The organism is Pseudomonas sivasensis, assembly GCF_052938085.1.
Genome location: NZ_CP176442.1, coordinates 4,115,402 through 4,135,408 on the forward strand (window position 1 = coordinate 4,115,402; position 20,007 = coordinate 4,135,408).

The 20,007-nt window shown below is 59.1% G+C and carries 16 protein-coding genes; 8 read left to right on the top strand and 8 right to left on the bottom strand.

The window, feature by feature from the left end; genetic code table 11:
* The first annotated feature begins 26 nt into the window (after positions 1-26).
* The 4 genes from queD to codA all read left to right on the top strand — a co-directional run bounded on the left by queD (position 27) and on the right by codA (position 4,444).
* Positions 27-383 carry a 6-carboxytetrahydropterin synthase QueD gene (gene queD / locus ACKZ62_RS18840; protein WP_003173033.1) on the top strand — a complete coding sequence of 119 codons (357 nt, stop codon included), beginning with the start codon at positions 27-29 and terminating at the stop codon, positions 381-383.
* Positions 384-710: 327 nt separating this feature from the next.
* Positions 711-1,979, top strand: coding sequence for a cytosine permease (gene codB / locus ACKZ62_RS18845; protein WP_122681507.1), 1,269 nt, complete (start codon positions 711-713; stop codon positions 1,977-1,979).
* The gene (locus ACKZ62_RS18850; RefSeq protein WP_447095653.1) at positions 1,976-3,181 is read left to right on the top strand and encodes a PucR family transcriptional regulator; all 1,206 of its coding nucleotides are present in this window, start codon (positions 1,976-1,978) and stop codon (positions 3,179-3,181) included. Before codB ends, ACKZ62_RS18850 begins: the two co-directional genes overlap by 4 nt.
* 27 nt (positions 3,182-3,208) lie before the next feature.
* Complete coding sequence (codA, locus tag ACKZ62_RS18855; protein WP_181640405.1) at positions 3,209-4,444, top strand: cytosine deaminase; 1,236 nt, start codon at positions 3,209-3,211, stop codon at positions 4,442-4,444.
* 9 nt (positions 4,445-4,453) lie between these two features.
* On the opposite strand, the gene ACKZ62_RS18860 is transcribed toward codA, so the two are convergent.
* The 5 genes from ACKZ62_RS18860 to ACKZ62_RS18880 form a co-directional block, all read right to left on the bottom strand.
* Positions 4,454-6,604 (bottom strand): lipase family protein, encoded by a 2,151-nt coding sequence (locus ACKZ62_RS18860; protein WP_447095654.1) that lies wholly within the window; start codon positions 6,602-6,604, stop codon positions 4,454-4,456.
* 12 nt (positions 6,605-6,616) lie between these two features.
* The gene (locus tag ACKZ62_RS18865) at positions 6,617-7,399 is read right to left on the bottom strand and encodes a hypothetical protein (RefSeq protein WP_260368138.1); all 783 of its coding nucleotides are present in this window, start codon (positions 7,397-7,399) and stop codon (positions 6,617-6,619) included.
* Complete coding sequence (locus tag ACKZ62_RS18870) at positions 7,392-8,228, bottom strand: DUF4123 domain-containing protein (RefSeq protein WP_447095655.1); 837 nt, start codon at positions 8,226-8,228, stop codon at positions 7,392-7,394. The genes ACKZ62_RS18865 and ACKZ62_RS18870 overlap by 8 nt, the downstream gene beginning before the upstream one ends.
* Positions 8,228-10,246, bottom strand: coding sequence for a type VI secretion system Vgr family protein (locus tag ACKZ62_RS18875; protein ID WP_447095656.1), 2,019 nt, complete (start codon positions 10,244-10,246; stop codon positions 8,228-8,230). Before ACKZ62_RS18875 ends, ACKZ62_RS18870 begins: the two co-directional genes overlap by 1 nt.
* Positions 10,247-10,551: 305 nt before the next feature.
* On the bottom strand, positions 10,552-11,538 hold the full coding sequence (locus ACKZ62_RS18880; protein WP_447095657.1) for a diaminopimelate epimerase: 987 nt from the start codon (positions 11,536-11,538) through the stop codon (positions 10,552-10,554).
* A 349-nt stretch (positions 11,539-11,887) separates the two neighbouring features.
* On the opposite strand from ACKZ62_RS18880, the gene ACKZ62_RS18885 reads away from it, so the two are divergent.
* Positions 11,888-13,039 (top strand): MFS transporter, encoded by a 1,152-nt coding sequence (locus ACKZ62_RS18885; protein ID WP_032886723.1) that lies wholly within the window; start codon positions 11,888-11,890, stop codon positions 13,037-13,039.
* 4 nt (positions 13,040-13,043) lie between these two features.
* Here the strand turns inward: ACKZ62_RS18885 and ACKZ62_RS18890 are convergent, their stop codons facing one another.
* The 3 genes from ACKZ62_RS18890 to ACKZ62_RS18900 form a co-directional block, all read right to left on the bottom strand.
* Positions 13,044-13,961, bottom strand: coding sequence for a type III secretion protein (locus ACKZ62_RS18890; RefSeq protein WP_177434325.1), 918 nt, complete (start codon positions 13,959-13,961; stop codon positions 13,044-13,046).
* Positions 13,962-14,566: 605 nt separating this feature from the next.
* Positions 14,567-15,619, bottom strand: a complete 1,053-nt coding sequence (locus tag ACKZ62_RS18895; RefSeq protein WP_178075189.1) for a type III secretion effector protein — start codon at positions 15,617-15,619, stop codon at positions 14,567-14,569.
* Between the two features lie 238 nt (positions 15,620-15,857).
* Positions 15,858-16,022, bottom strand: a complete 165-nt coding sequence (locus tag ACKZ62_RS18900; protein ID WP_164440459.1) for a hypothetical protein — start codon at positions 16,020-16,022, stop codon at positions 15,858-15,860.
* 116 nt (positions 16,023-16,138) lie between these two features.
* On the opposite strand from ACKZ62_RS18900, the gene ACKZ62_RS18905 reads away from it, so the two are divergent.
* From ACKZ62_RS18905 to ACKZ62_RS18915, 3 genes are all read left to right on the top strand, one after another.
* A complete protein-coding gene (locus ACKZ62_RS18905; protein WP_447095658.1) occupies positions 16,139-16,939 on the top strand; it encodes a glucose 1-dehydrogenase in 801 nt (266 codons plus the stop codon).
* The gene (locus tag ACKZ62_RS18910; RefSeq protein ID WP_447095659.1) at positions 16,932-18,773 is read left to right on the top strand and encodes a glycoside hydrolase family 15 protein; all 1,842 of its coding nucleotides are present in this window, start codon (positions 16,932-16,934) and stop codon (positions 18,771-18,773) included. The genes ACKZ62_RS18905 and ACKZ62_RS18910 overlap by 8 nt, the downstream gene beginning before the upstream one ends.
* A gap of 271 nt (positions 18,774-19,044) precedes the next feature.
* Positions 19,045-19,950, top strand: coding sequence for an alpha/beta fold hydrolase (locus ACKZ62_RS18915; protein WP_095186466.1), 906 nt, complete (start codon positions 19,045-19,047; stop codon positions 19,948-19,950).
* Positions 19,951-20,007 lie beyond the last annotated feature (57 nt).

Here is a 20,007-nt window from a genome sequence, read left to right on the forward strand (position 1 = left end):
AGATACCTGACCGAGCTGAAAATACTGTGGAAATCTTCAAAGAGTTTACCTTCGAATCCGCCCACCGCCTGCCGCACGTGCCGGATGGCCACAAATGCGGGCGCCTGCATGGGCATTCGTTCAAGGTGGCGATTCACCTGAGCGGCGACCTGGATCCCCACACCGGCTGGATTCGCGACTTCTCGGAGATCAAGGCGATTTTCAAGCCACTCTATGAACGCCTCGACCACAACTACCTCAATGACATCCCAGGCCTGGAAAACCCAACCAGCGAAGTGCTGGCCAAGTGGATCTGGAATGAACTGAAACCACTGCTGCCAGAACTCAGCGCAATTCGCATCCATGAGACCTGCACCAGCGGCTGTATCTATCGCGGCGAGTAAGCCAGCGATGTGAAAAAACCACCCATGCGGTGGTTTTTTTGTGGCTGCCTCACTTACAGCCACGCTTCCCGACGGTAAGGAGCACTTGCGCCGACGGCCGGACTCAAGCCCAGCGATCACACACGCTGTCCGACTGATCCATTTTGTATCACCCCTGCACTGCTTTCGTGCCCGACTGGGCACAGCGAACATTCTTTTCTGCGCGTCTCCCCTGTTTGGCTATAAATACTGTGCACCGTGCACAGCCGCCACCGTGCGCCCGTCACTGCTGCGGATTTGGCACGCGCGGTGCAATAGGCCTCGTCACTCATTCAGGGAGCAAGGCACATGACGCAGCAAGAAACGGGCAACGATTACCCTTTAAGCGAAGTCCCCATGCATGCGCGCAAGGGCCTGGCGTCAACCGCCATGGTGCTGTTGGGCTTTACGTTTTTTACCGCGACCATGTTTGCCGGCGGCAAGCTGGGAGTAGCGTTCAGCTTCACCGACATGCTCGGCGTGGTGGCCCTGGGTAACCTGCTGCTGGGTATTTACGCCGCAGGCCTGGGCTACATTGCCTTCAAGAGTGGTTTGAACTCGGTGCTGATGGGGCGATTCTGCTTCGGCGAAGTGGGCAGCAAACTCAGCGACTTGATCCTCGGTTTCACCCAAATCGGCTGGTACGCCTGGGGCACCGCCACTGCTGCCGTGGTGCTGGGTAAATATTTCGAGCTGAGCCAGGGCAGTGTGCTGGCCTTGATGGTGCTGTTCGGCCTGGTGTTCTGCGCGACAGCCTACGTGGGCTATCGCGGGTTGGAGATTTTGTCCTACATCGCGGTGCCGGCCATGGGCCTGTTGCTGTTTTTGTCGATGTGGGTCGCCACGATGAAAATCGGCGGGCTGGACGGGTTGCTGGCGGTGGTGCCGACCGCTGAACTGGACTTGTCGACGGCAATCACCCTGGTGTTCGGCACCTTTGTCAGCGGCGCGACCCAGGCCACCAACTGGACGCGGTTTTCACGCTCAGCCAGGGTGGCGGTGCTGGCCAGCCTGATCGGTTTCTTTATCGGCAATGGCCTGATGGTGTTGATCGGGGCCTATGGCGCCATCGTCTATCAGCAACCGGACGTGGTGGAAGTATTGCTGCTGCAAGGCTTTGCCATGGCGGCGATGGCCATGTTGCTGCTCAACATTTGGAGCACCCAAGACAACACCATTTATAACTTCGCCGTGGCCGGCTGCAATCTGCTGCGCACCAAACGCCGCAAAACCGTGACCCTGGCTGGTGCGGTGATCGGCACGTTGCTGGCGCTGCTCGGCATGTACGACATGCTGGTGCCCTACCTGATCCTGCTGGGCACGGTGATCCCACCCATTGGTGGCGTCATCATGGCGGACTTCTTCTACCGCTATCGCGGCCAATACCCGCGCCTGGCTGAAGCGCGTCTGCCGGCGTTCAACTGGCCGGGGCTAGTGGCGTATGCGGTGGGCACCGTGCTGGCATTCAACTCACCCTGGGTCGCGCCGTTGGTGGGGATCGCTGCCGCGTCGCTGACCTACATCGCGCTGACCGCCGTACTACGCGTGCGTGTACCGCTGGCTGACGCCCAGGCATGAGCCTGACCCTCGCCGACGTACTGGCCCTGCCCGGGCTGGAATCCATGCGCCTGCGGGCCGGTGAAGCCAGCCTGGATAACCGCGTTCGCTGGCCGTACGTGGCGGAAAACAGCGGGATCGCCGAGTGGGTACTGGGCGGCGAACTGGTGTTCGTCACCGGCATCAACCACCCACGGGATGAAGCCAATCTGCTGCAACTGCTGGACGAAGCGTGTCAGCGCCAGGTCGCCGGATTGGTGATTCTTACCGGGCCGGCATATATCCAGGCGATCCCCCAGCGTTTACTCGACGCCGCCGAAGCCGCCGGCATGCCACTGATCGAACAGCCTTATTCGTTGAAAATGGTACTGGTGACCCAGGCCATCGGCTCCGCACTCATTCAGTCCGAACAGCTGGGGCGCTCACGCCATGATGTGCTGGAGCGCTTGCTGACCGGTGACTATCAATCCCTGGATCTGCTGCTGCACCGCGCCGTGCAATTGGGCATGTCCCTGGCAGGGCATTGGCAAATTGTGCAATTGCAACTGGAAGGCAGTGAATTGCTGTTCGCCCAAGACGACGCGACGCGGGTGGAGGCGCAACTGGCCCGACAGCATGATGCAATCAGTCGCCGCTTGCGTCAGTTGTCGACCGCGCTGCCGATACTCGGGCGGGCCGGACAATGGACCCTGTTGCTACCGGCGCCGGATGCTGTCGCGGCCTCGGCCAACCGTCAGCAATTGGCCCAGTGGCTGAAGCCCCTGAACCTGCGCCTGGCACCCCTCAAGCTATTTATCGGCTTGAGCGCGGCGCGCCATCCGGCCGAGCGCCTGGCTCAAGCACAGGATGAAGCGCGCCAGGCCCTGGCCGCCGCGCGACGGTTCAGCGAGCGGGCCGGATTGTGCGTGTATGACGAATTGGGCGTGCTCAAGTTGCTCAGCGGCGTGCGTGATCGCGCCCTGCTCGACCAATTTCTCAATGAGCGCCTCGGCCCGTTGCTGCGCCACGACCTGCACCATGGCCCCGGCCTGATGCCAACCCTGGAAGCCTGGTTTCACGAGAATGGTAACCTGATGGCCGCCGCCCAGCGCCTGGCCGTACACCGCAATACCCTGACCCACCGCATCCAGCGCATCGAAGCCCTGTGCGGGCTGACGCTGGATAATTCATATGACCGCCTGGACATCGGCATTGCCCTGATGATCTGGCGGCTGTCTGCCTGATTGTTTTTAGCCAAGAGGAACTTGCCCATGCACATCATCAACGCCCGCCTGCGCAACCGTGAAGGCCTGCATGATCTGCACCTGGAAAACGGCCGGATCGCCAGCATCACCCCACAAGCGACGCCACCCGTCATGAAGGCTGGCGACCTGGATGCCGCTGGCAATCTGGTAGTCCCGCCCTTCGTCGAACCCCATATCCACCTTGACGCCACTCTTACCGCTGGCGAACCACGTTGGAACATGAGCGGCACCCTGTTCGAAGGCATCGAGTGCTGGGGAGAACGCAAAGCCACCATCACCGAGGAAGACACCAGGACCCGTGCCAAGAAAACTATCCAGTCCCTTGCCGCCCACGGCATCCAGCACGTACGCACGCATGTCGACGTGACCGACCCCGACCTCACGGCGCTCAAGGCCATGCTGCAAGTGCGCGAAGAAAGCACGCACCTGATCGACCTGCAAATCGTCGCCTTCCCTCAAGAAGGCATCGAGTCGTACCGCAACGGCCGCGAGCTCATGGAAGAAGCCATCCGCCTGGGCGCCGACGTGATCGGCGGCATCCCCCACTTTGAATACACTCGCGACCAAGGCGTGAGTTCTGTGAAATTCCTGATGGACCTGGCAGAGCGCACCGGTTGCCTGGTGGACGTGCATTGCGACGAAACCGACGACCCCCATTCGCGCTTCCTCGAAGTGTTGGCAGAAGAAGCCCGCAGCCGCGACATGGGCGCCCGCGTCACGGCCAGCCACACAACGGCCATGGGTTCCTACGACAATGCCTACTGCGCCAAGTTGTTCCGCCTGCTGGGCCACTCCGGTATCAGCTTCGTCTCGTGCCCGACCGAAAGCATCCACTTGCAAGGCCGCTTCGACAGTTTCCCGAAACGCCGAGGTGTCACGCGGGTCAACGAACTGCTCGAAGCGGGCATGAACGTGTGCTTCGGACAGGACTCCATCGTCGATCCCTGGTACCCGCTCGGCAACGGCAACATCCTGCGGGTGCTCGAAGCCGGTTTGCACATCTGCCACATGCTCGGCTACCGCAACCTGCAAAGCGCACTCGACCTGGTGACCGACAACAGCGCCAAGGCCATGGCCCTGGGTGATCGCTACGGCCTTGAGCCTGGACGCCCAGCCAATTTGTTGATCCTCTCGGCGGACAGCGACTACGAGGTGATTCGCAGCCAAGGACTACCGCTGTACTCGATTCGCAACGGCAAGGTGTTGATGAAGCGCCAGCCCGCGCAGGTGGAGTTTGTGTAAGCACGGGGATCATACGACTGAGTCGATATCCAGCGATTGCGCCCTCCCCAGCTCGCTTGGCGTGGCGGGAGGGATACTGGCGACCTGAGGCAGTGCCTGGTTTTCACGATGACGAAACCAGCGCTTCAGGCTCGGCGGCAGCGCTGCAGAGTGGGCGTGGCTCCCGTAGATATCATGGGCATCGAGGCGACGCCAACGCAGGGTTTGCAGGCGTTCGCGACTGGTGTGCAGGCGGTCGATTTCGGCATTCAAGGGCTCGTGATATTCATAGGACCGTGCGTTGGTCGGGCGATGTCGGGTGAGTTCACGCCGCTTGTCTTGCAGTTGTTTGCGCATGGTCGCCAGGGCATGGTCGAGCAGTTCAAACTCGCGCTGGGTCACCAGAGGGCCGTTGCTATCCAAAGCTTGTTGCCAGCGCCGCAACGTCGCCCAGGCAGCAGGGATGTAGCTGGCGGTCATGAAGTGCTGTTTGTATTGCACCAGTTGCCTGATCAAACCTTCGCGGTCGGGCATGTCACCTCGCACTTGCAACGCTCGACTGTGACCAGCCTCTTCGATGGACTCACAACCAGGCTTCCACAATACCGACGAGTGCGTGCCATCCGGGAGCATGATCGGCATAAAGTGCTGCTGCTCGCCATGATGTTGGTAAGGGTTGCCGCCAATACGTACCAAGCCGGCTGCGAACAGCAGACCACCTGCGGTGGGCGCGCTGAATAGCGTGACGGCGCCAGGGATCCAGAGCTTGGCGGTGGTATTCATCCAGGGCGCAGGGACGCTGGGAACGGGGTCGTTGTGGTTGACGATGCGATGGTGAACCAACGTGGATGCGCCGCGAGTGAACTCGGAGTCGGCGGCGCGGGGAGCGCCGTAGGTGTAAAGGAGGACGTTGTAATTGGCATCGGGAATTCGACGTAACCCTTCAGCCAGGAGCAACGCAATCGCGCCGCCCAGGCTGTGGCCACAAATCACAATGCGCTGGCCGGTGTGAAACTGATCAAGGTAGCGTAGTACGAAATCACGCACCGCTTGGTATGCCAGATAAAACCCTTCATGCGCCTTGCCAACACCCTCCGCGAAAAGCACCTGGTGGGCGTTGGCATCTCGCAACCCATCAGCTGAACTGGCAGTGCCTCGCACCGCTATCAGAATTACCTCATCGTGGTGAGTGATGAACGCCTGAGTATCAGTGCCGCCTTTTTCGTCATCGAAGAAATGCAAGCGCGCGGGGTGTTCCTGTTCATCCCCCAGTTCCGGGCGATTCTGTGGGTATAACGCAGGATCAAAGGGCAGGATTTCGAAGCGCCTGGAGTACGGGACTTCCTCATAGAGTGGATAGAAACGCTGTGTTTGCTCCGGATCAACCCGCCACGCTTCCTGATGCCCTGAAAGCTGCTCAGCAAATAGATTTCCGACACTTGGGTCTAGCGGAAAACGCACTTCATCCTGGGGTTTCTCCGGCGGCACCTGACCGAAGTTGCAATAACTCAGTGATGCAAACAATGCCAACTGGTACAGGTTCAACGCACAGAAATCGTCTTGAGTGGAAAGCATTGGGCGCAGGGCTCGAAGCGGACGTACTTCGAGAACCGTGTGGTTGTTGGGGAAGAGCACGACCCCGAACAAGGCTGGCTGGGGTGGGCCGAAGCCGAGGTCTGCCATCATTTTTAGGGCGTGGCGTTGGGGGCGATGGGCTGAAGGTGCTACAGGGGGTAGGTGGGCAATGTGACGAACCAAGTCGCTCACTTCGACTTGATAAAACTGATCGCCTTTATGACGCGAGTGATTACGCTCGGCTCGTTTGCCATTAGGATTTAAAAAATGCGTTTGCTCAGCTCTGACTTGAAGGTCGGTAATGGGTAATGGATATTTTTCTCGCTCCTGCAATGTCGAATAAAAGGAGCCCGTTGCCTTATATTCAGCATCGAAAACCAGCACGACAGGACCACGGCATTGCCCGTGTATACGTGCAACACCATCTCCGTTTAAATGCCCTTTGTATCCTTTCCCAGCGCTGTCAAAAACTTCATATTTGAGCCCACCATAAACTTGCCAATCGCCTGATTCATCTACTAGGCAAAAACTCAAACTGCCATCACTCAACGCACAGGCAGGCATATTTTCATTAAAAAAAGGTTGCTTCCATTGCTCCATCGTCATGCCTGGATATCCTTATTCAGTACAAGTCGGGTATATGTCGCATACGCGCCCATCGGGCATTTTGAAGGGTTTGAAATCCGTAGTGTTACCCATGCAGAACGCGTACTGGTCCTCCATACTCGTCCCCCGGCAACGTTTCCATCCCTGAGGAAAACGAACCCAGTTGTCGCCCATATAAGGTCGTTCTTCGTTAGTCAGGCCCAGTTTTATCAGTATCGTTTTTCCTCCCAATTCATCTCGCGAAAAACCTCCGCCAGCGTAAGCTGTGCGCGATTGAACCCTCGCGCCCGACGAATTACAGCTCAGAACCTTCCTGATCGCATGTATCGGCCCCACCGTCCGAAACAACCACTGGCACTGCCACGACAACTCCTGAATCCCAGACTCAGGCATCACCAGCATTTCTCCCGCTAAACGATCTCGAATGGAAATACCCGCAATATCCCCCCCAACATCCCCATCCCGTTTCCCCCATTTCGCATAAAAATCAAACTCGACGCCACGCAACACCAACGGGCATCCCTCCACCGTTTCAGTTAGCGGCAATTGATAACTCACCCGACTGGCCGCAGGTTTGTATTCGGTAAAAAAGACCTTCCGCTCTGGCCGCTTGCCTCGACGCCTTGGCAAGGTGCAGGTCTCACCCGTGGCGGGCCTGTAGTTGGCGGCTGTTTTAAGTTTAAATTCCGGTGGTAGATCCACCTGCAGCGTAAAGCTTTCGACCGGCTTTACCGCACACCCCGAAAGCCCCGCCATCCCCAGCGCCAGCAGCACACCCAAGATCCGCCTACTCATCGGTTTTCTCCATCGAGCGCCACAGCTGCAACGTCCGCTGGAAATGATCTTCAGGGGTTTCTCCGACGGTTGGCTGCCATCGAATCACACTGGCGCGACTGGCCTCTTCCAACCGTCGCACTACCAGAAACTCCAACTGCTCCGGCCGGTTCCATTGCCAGGCCCGAGCCTGTTCGAGTACCTGGGTCAGCCATACCCTGGGGTCTTGGAATTCGACCAGCGCTGCCAGACTTTCACTGTGCTCCGCCAGCAGGTAACGCAGGATATTGGCGTGCAAAATGGCGTAGGCATTTGGGTTAGGTATGTTCAGCCAAGGGGCTGGATCGGGCACCGGATAATCACCGGGAGCAGGGTTACTGCCATAGTGCCAACGGTCTTCATGCCAGTAACACACACTGATCAGCGGACCTAGGAATGCTGGCCATTGCTCAACCTTCAGGCAGTTGAGTGCACGCGCCAGCGTACGATTGTCGTGAAAGCGGTACAGCGCCTGGTGCCCCTCGGGCCCGACCAGCAGCCGGTCGCGCCAATGCCGCGTCACGTCCGTGAGGTCCACGTTTGGCAAACTGCCCAACCACCCCCAATTCATCTCCGGCTTTTGTAGAAGATCGAGCAGCGCGGGCTCGCCAACCTGATCCAGCAGCAGGATCAAGGGGCCAGCCGTGGCGATTTCCGCCAGCGGGGTTTGTGCGTAGAGGCTGCAATAGTCTGGAAAGCCTCGCGCTGCCAACATCGGCTGGCGGGCTGCGTTACTGCCTTCAAGTATCAAACACAGCCTGTGCCCTGCCTGCAGCTGCTGGCTCATCCATTGATTTGGAAGGTTGTCCATCAGGCAGCCCTCTCACTGATATCGCACAGGCCTTCGCGGCAGCGTTCGCACACTGGACAGAAGTCCGCGCCCAGTTGCTTGGCCAAGTGCATGATGACGCCCTGGACAACGGAGACTTCAGGGGTTGTAGCAACCGACACAGAACTCGCCGACCCGGTCGCGGACGGTGTGCCACCGAGAGTAATGGGCCGACTACTGAAAATACCTCCCGCCTGGATCACCAGGTGCTCTCCGCCCGCCTTGAAGCTCAGGTGTGCGCCGGCGTCGATCACCAAGCTGGCACCGGCCTTGAGATGCACCTCTTGGCCAGCTTCGATCACGAGGGTCTGCCGGACATACGTCTGGCTATCGCCCTGCACGTCCAGGTGGTCGCTGGCTTTGAGAACAACCTTACGATCACCCGTGACATGACGATGCTCCTCACTTTCCAGGTGAACCGTGCTTAACCCCCGGATGATTTCCCGTCGCTCCCCATCCACTTCCAAGCGAGCGTCATGGCCCACCTGTTGCTCAAAATCCCGTTGAGCCCGAACGTAGATGAGCTCCTCGCCACGACGATCTTCGAGGTGCAACTCGTTGGAACCTTCACCGCCCAGGGTGCTGCAAGTGCGCAAGACACTGCGGGTCTTGTGTTGCGGCAAAGGATAGGTAGGCATGTGCAACGCATTCGGCAGGCAACCGTGGATCAACGGCTGGTCCGGGTCTCCTTCAAGGAAGGTCACCAGCACTTCCATGCCCACCCGTGGGAGCATCGTTGCGCCAAACCCATCACCGGCCCATCCTGACGCCACTCGCACCCAACAACTGCTTTTGTCATCGGTCTTGTCCAACCGGTCCCAATGAAATCGCACTTTCACCCGACCGTATGCATCGCAATGCACCTCCTCACCGGAAGGCCCGGTGACCGTTGCGGTCTGGGTCCCGTTGATGGTCGGCTTGGGGTGTTTGAGGGGCGGTCGATGCGTCGCACTCCAGGGTGTCGCCGTGAAGCGATTGCGATACCCCTGAAATGTACCCACTTCCTCTGCCGCTTCCTCCAGCACCTGGGGTTGATAACCCTCGTGACGGACCGAAGTGATTAACCAAAGGTCGTTGCAGAGCGGGTCTGGATAGTCTTGCAATTCAAGGAAATGCCCACTGCGCAATACCGGCTGGTCGCTCTTGCCCAGCGCGCGAAAACGGTCGCGTTGATGACGCTCCAAGCCTCTGCGTGCCAGGCGCGAACCCCGTGCATGACCGCTAAAACCTGCTGGATAACAGTAGTCTTCAAGGGTTTGCGCTGCGGTCGAGCCTGCGGTGGTCTGTAAGCGCAAGGAGGGATGTTCAAAGTCATGATCGCGGCGCACCGTTTGCCCACTACGGGTGCCCAGGCGCACATCGAAACGCTGGATAACCCGCGTATCAGCCTGCGGCCCGCCGGCAGGTGAATAACGTTGCACGGGCAAGCGGCGGAATACGGTCTGGTCATCGCCAAATACCAACACATGCGCGCCCTCGCTGTGACGGAAGTGGTAATGAATGCCCTCCTCTTCACACAGCCGCTGGATGAAATGCAGGTCGGTTTCCGCGTATTGCACACAGAACGTACGCGGCGGATACACCACTGGCCCCAGCTCAAAGACATAGCTGTCGGCCAGAACGCCGTGGTGCTCAAGGACTGTCGCGATGATCTGGGGAACGCTGCGCTGCTGGAAAATCCGCTGGTCGCGCCGATGACCAAGGTAGGCAAGGCGCGGCGCCAACGTCAGGTGATAGCGGGTGAGCCGCTGGCCAGGATCATCGCGGCCAATTGCGTAAATCTGCCCATGCAATCCTGTATCCGTGTCGCCGAACGCCAGGTATGCAGGCTGGTGGAGCAAAGCCTCCAGATCCAGTGAAGGATTTTCGCTGACCACCTGCACCTGAATAAAAAATGGTTGATCAACGACCTCCTGGCCTTTGAACGCCAACACTTGAAAGTCACTTTTAATACCTGGAAGGATCAAATTGAAACGTGACGAAAAAAACGCACTAACCATCCGTTGTTACCCGCCAAATCTATTTATTACCGTACTGAAATACTTCCCCCGTCAAACGTAGAAAAGTTACCGAGAGAAAGCGCCTGAACGCCATGAAGCTTAGCGATTTCAGGAAAAAATCGACCTCGGAAAAATAAAAGAGAAGTTTCGTACAACGAAGATTGAAGGGTCTTTTACAAGATATTAATTCTATTCAATCAAACACTTCTTAAAGACAAGAAATGCCCTACACCAACTTTCGTCTAATCAATTAATTGATCGTGAAACAGCTGACACCCCCTTGGGCATCAGCGATTCAAAAAGCTTTACGCCTGAGGCCGCGCGGTCCCGAACAGACTGACGCTCTGCAGTGTGTCGTTCTGCGTATGCAGGCGGACCGGCGCAGTGCCACCAGGCATCACCACGGCGACTTCACCGCCCTCAACCCAACCCGCTCGCCAAGCCGCACAGGCCACGGCACTGGCGCTGGTTCCGGAGGACGCCGTAGGGCCTTCTCCCCGTTCGAACACCCGGGCAATCACTCGGTTGCGGGAGTGCCTGGCGACCCATTGCAAATTGACCCCGGCCAAACAGGGGCGACCGCTGCCAGCCGGAGGGGCGAAGGCTATCGCCTGCAAGGGTTCATACAACGCGGGTTGCTGCATCTGTAGGTTTTCCGGCAAAGCTGACACCTGATCGACCAAGGTCACACAATGAGGGTTACCTACACGCACAAACTGACTGTGTGTCCACCGCGGATCGATCGCCGCCAACGCCCTCACGTAACTCAGTTCAGTGCCGGCCAGAATTGTCTGCTCCACCTCTTGCGCACCAACGGCTGACGGCCCAAATCCAGGCAAACCCAAGGCCAGCCAAAATCCCGAGAGGTGCTCGTAGACGGCAGGCTCGACACGAGTCACCACCGGCGACACTGCATCAGGCTTGTCATGATGCACTCGCAATTCACACGCCTCAGTCATCAAGCCCTGGTCAGTGAGGGCCTGGGCGAAAATCGTCAACCCATTGCCACTGCGCTCAGCCAGGGAGCCGTCGGTGTTCACGATCAATAGGTCAAACGGCGGTTCGGTCTGGAACGGGCCAACCAACAAACCATCACAGCGGTGGGGCTTGGCATTGATGGGACGCGGCGTCGTACCCCAGTCGCATTCAGACGTTATGGCTCGGGTTGCCCAACGCTCGCGAGCACGCACGGCTTGCGCGGCGCTGTCGGGCACCTCAATGCCCTGGTTTCGTAAAAAAGCCGGGCTGGTCACGCCATAAATATTGCCTCGTGCGTCATAGAACAGGGTCATGGTGCTAGTCGCCTTCCAATTTTCATCGGTTCGTCCGCTCACTTGCCTACAGGCTGGGCAAGCAGCGTATTACACAACATAGCGTTTGTGGGAGGCGGCCTGGAAGGTGGTAATCCACCACGAGAAACCCGGGGTTCACCGGTTTCCACAGGGATTACGCACCTTCCAGGCCGCCTCCTACGAGCTCAACACCTCCTGTTGTGGCTGCCGACATCCATAGGGTTCCTGGTTTTTAAAAATTAACCTGAGTACAGGTCATCTTCGGGGAACCCGGCTCGCCCCCCAAGGCCCGATGTGCAAGGATGTCGCATCGGACACCGTTCGTTGAACGCAAAACCAAGGATTTTTCATGACTGCCATTCCCACCTCCGCGCCCGTGATCCCCGGGCGGTTGGAGCAGATGTCGACACGTATTGCATTTTTTATCGCCGGCTTCGGCATTGCTGCGTGGGCGCCGCTGGTGCCGTACGCCAAGGCTCGTGCAGAACTGAGTGAGGGCACCTTGGGCCTGCTGCTGTTGTGCCTGGGGGTGGGGTCTATCATCGCCATGCCGGCCGCCGGCGCATTGGCATCGCGCTATGGTTGCCGACGCGTGCTGAGCGCCGGCACGATCATGATCTGCCTGGCCCTGCCCATGCTGGCCACGGTCAGCTCGATACCGTTACTGATCGCCGCGTTGTTCCTGTTTGGCGCGGGCTTGGGCACTGTGGACTCCACGGTGAACCTGCAAGCCGTGATTGTTGAGCGGGCCAGTGGCAAAACAATGATGTCGGGCTTCCATGGTTTGTTCAGCCTGGGAGGTATTGTCGGCGCGGCGGGGGTTGCCGGGTTGTTGGGACTGGGGCTGTCGCCTCTCCAAGCGACCCTGGTGGTGATCGTCATCATGGCGGTGGCGCTGCTCAAGGCCGGGCCGCATTTGCTGCCCTACGGCAGTGAAAGTTCGGGCCCGGCATTTGCTGTTCCCCACGGCGTGGTGCTGTTTATCGGCTGTCTGTGCTTTATCGTGTTTTTGGCCGAAGGCGCCGTGCTTGACTGGAGTGCGGTGTTCCTCAGTGCCGAACGCGGACTTGACGAAGCCTACGCTGGCCTGGGTTACGCAGCGTTCGCCCTGACCATGACCGCCGGCCGTTTGACGGGTGATGCCATCGTACGGCGCCTGGGCGCTACGCGGGTGATCGTGATCGGGGGCGCACTGGCCACCGCCGGCATGTTGCTGGCGACGCTGCTTCCTGCCTGGGAAACCGCTCTGCTGGGCTACGCATTGGTAGGCGCCGGGTGTTCTAATATCGTACCGGTGCTGTATACCGCCGTCGGTAAACAGACAGTGATGCCAGAGCACATCGCCGTGCCCGCCATCACTACCCTGGGGTATGCCGGGATTCTTGCCGGCCCCGCCGTGATCGGTTTCATCGCACATGGCAGCAGCCTGAGCAGCGCCTTCGTGCTGATCGCATTGTTACTTGCGGGTGTGTCCCTCAGCGGCAAAATTCTCAAGGTGTAAACCATCAGCGCGCCTTGCGAGCTTCGTCTTGTTCCAGCCAACGATCGAGACTTTTGTTGCTGAGCCAGCCTTCCTTTTGAGGAGGCCCAAATAGTCGCGTTCCGTTCGCGCGCTCCAGTGAAGGCAGTAACCCTGGCCGCTCTAGAATGTTCTTTGCGGTGTAGACGCAAAGCTCGCTGTACTTGGGCCTGGGCATGCCGGTGGACGGCTCCAGCACTGGGATACCCTGCGGGTCAACGGCATACGGGTCCTGCATGACCGCCTTGAGTGTGGCGATTTCGACGTACTGGTGCTGCTCAAACAGAAACGTCCGGTCCTGGGATTTGTCTCTCAGTTGCTCGAAGTGGCCCTGCAGGGCCTGCACCACCTGGGTGTTACTCTGGGCATGGAACGGATCCTGGCTGAACACGCTCGGAGAACTATTGCCCTGCAATGTTTGGGCGGCGGCCCTGAGACTGTCACGAGTAATATCACCGTCGCGGCTCAAGATCGCGTCATTCAATCGCGGTCGCTTCAGAATTTCACTGACCACCTGAATCGTTCGGTCCAACTCCTCGTGTTGACCCGTACGTTCAGCGGCAACGCGCCGCAATGACGACCAGGTCAAACGTCCTTCGTTCAGGAATGGGTGCAGCCTGCCAAAATCTTTCTCCAGGGCCGTTGCTAATTGGCTGTCCGTGGACGCCACCCCGGGAGGCGAAAGATTGGCGCGCGTCACTGACAGGTTCTGCAGTGCTCGGTGATGCAGCACCGACAATGTACCGCGCAACGGCAATCGCCCGCGCGACGCGTTTTCCGGGTGCGCTGGGCGAGCGTCATTCCAGGTTTCAGCGTGGGTGAGCGACGCTGGCGCTGTGGGTCTCGAAACCATCCCGTCCAGTGCCAGAGGCCCACCATGAGGTAGTACACCCTCGATTTTCATGGGTTTTCTCCAACTTTTTCCCGATCCCTGCCTGTACGGTGATCGCCCCCTTGGCGGCCGAAATCATTGAATGGATTCCACTCAGGCAAGCACCTCATGTGTGGCTGGACGAATACGACAGTTCCTTACGACCAATGAATTCCAATGACAGCATGTAAAAACCCACGAACGCGCCTTTACCGACTCCACCAGGCCGTCAGGTAACTCATCAGCCTGGAGTGTTTAAGTGGCTTGGTGTTATCACTAGAGGCGTGGTTGGACTTGAGCAGTCCCCTGCAAAAATCTTCCTCTACGGGCGCCTGGAATTTGTGCTGACCTGCGAATGTCCTCATGCGCCTGGCTTCGACAGCATGCGCAGTCTGCAGGGCCAGGGACTCTTGCGTCGCTATGTCGCCTTTGGACAGAGTTGAGTCGCCATCATGAGAATCACGAAACAACTCATGACAGCTGGGTTGAGATGAGTGAAACGAGGTTGACGTCATTTGCTAGCCCTCCACTTGGAATTTGAAAGACGGTGCATATGACCTATGTGGTAAATCGACGTAAACAGTTCCTGACACAATTGAAGCAGACGCCGTCATTCAATAACGGCGTCTGAGTTTCGGTTAACGGGAAAGCTGGTAGAGCGCTTGCCAGCTGATGCGACCGTCGTTATCACGGCCCGCGAGATTGTCCATTTTCTTCAACACGTCACTGCGTCTGAGAATTTCCTGGGCAAGCTGGACAAGGTGATCCTTGGAAGAATCGCCCGTCTGAGACTGTGACGCCAACCGCCTGAGGTCATGGAAGCTCAGTTCCCCGGCCCTGGGATTACTTTTCAACTCGTTGAAGTGCTTAAGCATTTCCCCGGCCAACTCCTTGTCGCTCTTGTATTTGAAGTAATTTTCTCCCTTGATTACAGCATTCACATTTTGCCGATTGATCAGGCCATCCAACGCACCGGTGGAGGTATTCCGGTCAAGGGCGCTCATCAGTTCTGGACGACGTAGCAACTCGTTGGCCAGGCGAATGTTCGCGTTCGTGACGGGATCGGGAGACCAGCCTTTTTTGGCCATCGCATGGATACTATCAACGCTTATATACCCAGGGTTATTGCGGTCCCTGAAGGCGTTGAAGTTGTCGCTCAACTGCTGCGCCAATTGTTCGTTGTTTTTCAACGAGTACTGCGGATCAGGCCTGCATGGAGGCATCGGATAGGGTCTGCAGGGGGTGGGGTTGGGTCGTGGGGGTGGATTGCTACAGCCAGGATTTGGCCTCGGCGGCGGATTACTGCAACCAGGGTTTGGCCTTGGTGGCGGATTGCTGCAGCCTGGGTTTGGCCTCGGTGGTGGATTGCTGCAACCGGGAAAGGGTGGTCGATAGCCGGAAAAACAATGGCCTACCCAGTGTTTGAAAGAGGTCACGAAATTCGACGTGGCCGGCGCGCTGTAAGAAGGCTCCATACGTTCAAAAGGGTTCTGACGGGCCGGCAACGACTGGCGATCGCCGAATACCGGCCCGCCCTGGCTCTCCGGCGACAGGAACCTGACGTTCGCAGCCGCGTTGCCGTTCGGGGCGGGCACCTGCCGTTCGGCGTTGCCTTGAGGCGCAACATTGTCCTGCGAACGAGCAGAGGTTGATGAAGCAGCAGCGTGTGTATCGGACATCGATACCGACATAAGTTTTCTCCATTGCGGTGGGCGCGATCTTCAGCTTGTCGCTCCAACGTAACGTCGAAGCCCATCAGCTTTCCCATGCGTGGTGCTTTCGTCGGTACCGGTTCCTGTGTCCGCCGCAATATGCGCTGCATGGATGTAAGAAATAGCCAAAAAAATCAAAGCCCCTCGCTGAGCTGCGACTTTTCCCAAACGATACGGGTCAGAACCCGACGCTGGCCTGTAAAAAGAACGTACACGGCTAGCCCAGGTACAACCCCGCGGTGTTGTCGCTGGAGCGGGTGTAGTGCTGCTGGTCGAACTCATAGTGGTGTTCTGAGTTCTCAGTGCGCCACGCGTCGAAACGCTGGCGCTCGATGGCGTCCACATTGCGCGCGGTTTGATACGGATACGTCGATATAAGCACCCGCACAACAACCAGTGTGAGTCGGCTCAGTTTCTCCCAGCTACCACACGGATGAACTTCCGTTGCGCGCCATCAGTCAGCTAATTGAACTCATGAATTAATAGGCTGGGTGGGCAATGCACATCTCGTTAGAGCAACAAGTAGCACTGGTGACGGGCGCCAGTTCCGGAATCGGTGCTGGTGCGGCCAAGGCTCTGGCTCAGGCCGGGGCTGCCGTGGTGCTGAACTACAACCGCCAAGCCGCCCCCGCCGAAGCGCTGGCGGCGCAGATCAACGCCGACGGCGGGCGGGCGATTGCCATTGGCGCCGACGTGTCCAAAGAGGCCGATGTAGAACGGCTGTTTGCCCAGACCCTCGATGCGTTTGGCCACTTGGATATCCTGGTGGCCAACTCCGGCATGCAGAAGGACGCTGCCGTGGTCGACATGAGCCTCGACGATTGGAACAGCGTGATCGGCGTCAACCTCACCGGCCAGTTCCTCTGTGCCCGCGCCGCCCTGCGTATCTTCAACCGCCAGGGCATCCGTGAAGGCGTGTCCCGGGCGGCGGGCAAAATCATCCATATGAGCTCGGTGCACCAACTGATCCCTTGGGCCGGGCATGTGAATTACGCCGCGTCCAAAGGCGGCGTGGAAATGCTGATGCGCAGCCTTGCCCAAGAGGTCAGCGAGCAGCGCATCCGCATCAATGGGATTGCGCCAGGGGCGATTCGGACGGCGATCAACCGCGCAGCCACCGAAGGCGCGGCGGAAAAAGAACTGCTCAAGTTGATCCCGTATGGCCGGGTCGGCGATGTGGAAGACGTCGCCAACGCCGTGGTCTGGCTGGCCAGCGATGCCTCCGACTATGTGGTCGGCAGTACCTTGTTCATTGACGGCGGCATGAGCCTATATCCGGAGTTTCGTGACAATGGTTGATTTGAAAAAGGTTGATTTGAAAAACGAACCACAGAGCGCCATTGACGCCCACGGCATCATCGGCGACATGCGCAGCGCGGCGCTGGTTAACGATAAAGGCAGCATCGATTTTTTCTGCTGGCCGGAATTCGACAGCCCCTCGATCTTTTGCTCGCTGCTCGACACCCCCGATGCCGGTATCTTCCAACTCGCCCCGGATTTGCCCAACGCCCGCCGCGAGCAGATCTACCTGCCCGACACCAACGTGCTGCAAACCCGCTGGCTCAGCGATGAAGCCGTGGTGGAAATCACGGACCTGCTGACCATCAGCGAAGAAGCCGATGATCTGCCACTGTTGATCCGCCGGGTACGCGTGGTCAGCGGCCAAGCTAACATTCACCTGCGCTGCGCCGTGCGCCATGACTACGCACGCACGCCAACCGCCGCCTCCCTCGATAACGGCACCGTGTGCTTCAGCGCCGACGGCCAGCCTGGCCTGCGTTTGTCCAGCAGCCATCCACTGCAACTCGAAGACAACACTGCCGTGGCGAGCTTTACCCTGACTCAGGAAGAAGGCGCCGAATTTGTCCTCGGCGGCCAAAACGATGAACGCGTCGACAGCAGCTGTACCGACTTGGCGCTGGCCCACACGTTGAAGTTCTGGCGTGGCTGGATCGCCCAATCGAACTACCGTGGGCGCTGGCGCGAAATGGTCAACCGCTCGGCCCTGGCGCTGAAGCTGTTGACCTCGCGCAAACACGGCGCAATTATCGCCGCCGCCACCTTCGGGCTGCCGGAAGCACCCGGCGGCGAGCGCAACTGGGACTACCGTTACACTTGGATCCGTGACGCCTCGTTTACCGTCTATGCCTTTATGCGCTTGGGCTTCATCGACGAAGCCAATGCTTACATGCGTTGGCTCAAAGGACGCGTCAGCGACTGCTGCGGCAAGCCGACCAAAATCAACATCCTCTACGGCATCGACGGTCGTCAGGAGCTGCCAGAAACCGAGCTGGACCACTTCAGCGGCCACGGTGGCGCCCGGCCGGTGCGCATCGGCAATGAGGCCGTCGACCAGATCCAGCTGGATATTTATGGCGAGTTGATGGACGCGGTGTACTTGGTCAACAAGTACGGCGAAGCCATCTCCCACGAGGGTTGGAAACACACCGTGGAAGTCGCCGATCAGGTCTGCGAAATCTGGAACCAGAAAGATGTGGGCATCTGGGAAATGCGCGGTGAGCAGCACCACTTTCTGCATTCGCGATTGATGTGCTGGGTGGCCGTGGACCGTGCGATCCGCCTGGCCTCCAAACGCTCGCTGCCGGCGCCGTTCGCGCGCTGGGACCAGACGCGCCAGGCGATCTACGCCGACATCTGGAGCAACTTCTGGAACGAAGAACGCGGGCACTTTGTACAGCACATCGGCAGCACGGCGCTGGATGGTTCGATGCTGCTGATGCCGCTGGTGCGCTTCGTCGCCGCCACCGACCCGCGCTGGTTGAGCACCCTGGAAGCGATCCAGAAAAGCCTGGTGCGCGACGGCATGGTCTACCGCTATCGCAACGACGACAGCCAGATCGACGGCCTGCAAGGCACCGAAGGCGCATTCACCGCTTGCTCGTTCTGGTACGTGGAATGCCTGGCCCGCGCCGGCCAGGTGGAAAAGGCCCACCTGGAATTCGAACAACTGCTGCGCTACGCCAACCCACTGGGGTTGTATGCCGAAGAGTTCGACAGCCAGGCGCGGCATCTGGGCAATACGCCCCAAGCGTTGAGCCATTTGGCGCTGATCAGCGCGGCGACATTCCTGGACCGTAAATTGAGTGGGGAGAAAACGGTATGGCAACCCTGAGAGGTGACCGGTAAGGCACTGACTCACTGCGGTCCAAATAGCGGTCTGTGATCCACAAAAATGCAAAGGCTGACACATACTTCTGTGGTGAGCGGGCTTGCCCCGCGCTGGGCTGCGAAGCCGACCCAGTAAAAACGCCGCATTCTGCCTGACAGAACGCGGCGTCTGATTTCAGGGCCGCTTCGCAACCCAGCGCGGGGCAAGGCCGCTCACCACAAGGGCCTTGCGTCCCTTCAAATGTGCTAACGCTGGCCAACCACGGAGCCCAACCATGACCCTGACCGCCCCATTGCTCCACGCGCAAACCTCCATGCTCGACATCGCCTATGAAGCCCACGGCCCTGCAGACGGTGAGCCGGTGATCCTGCTGCATGGTTTCCCTTACGACCCGCGCGCTTACGACGCCATTGCCCCGGTGCTCGCCGGGCGCGGCTGCCGGGTGTTGGTGCCGTACCTGCGCGGTTATGGCCCCACGCGTTTTATCAATGCGCAGGTAATGCGTTCCGGGCAACAGGCCGCGTTAGCCAAGGATTTGCTGGAGTTCATGGATACGCTGGGTATCGCGCAAGCCACGCTGGCGGGTTATGACTGGGGTGGGCGCGCCGCGTGTATCGTCGCCGCGCTGTGGCCGCAGCGGGTGCGCGGGCTGGTGACCGGGGATGGCTACAACATCCAGAACATCGCCAAGTCGCTCAAGCCTCGGGCGCCGGTGACGGAGCATCGGTTGTGGTACCAGTATTACTTTCACACCCAGCGCGGTGTGGACGGGTTGACCGCCAACCGTCGCGAGCTCTGCCAATTGCTATGGGCGCTGTGGTCGCCGTCATGGGCCGAGGGGCCGGACCTGTATGGGCAGACGGCGCCGTCCTTCGATAACCCGGACTTTGTCGAGGTGGTGATTCACTCATACCGCCACCGTTTCATGTATGCGCCCGGCGATCCGGCGCTGGAAGCCATCGAGCAGGCGTTGGCGATGCAACCGGCGATCTCGGTGCCGAGCATCTCGTTGTGCGGTGCCGATGACGGCGTAGGCCCACCGCCGGAAGAGGACGATGACGTGGAGCACTTCAGCGGTTTTTACCGACGCCAGGTGTTGCCCGGCGTGGGCCACAATATTCCCCAGGAAGCACCGCAGGCGACCCTGTCAGCGATCATCGAGCTACTCGATAGGGCTTAAGGCACTGCGGCAATCCTGAAGCTGAACACGCTGCCCTGCCCCTCCTCGCTCTCAGCT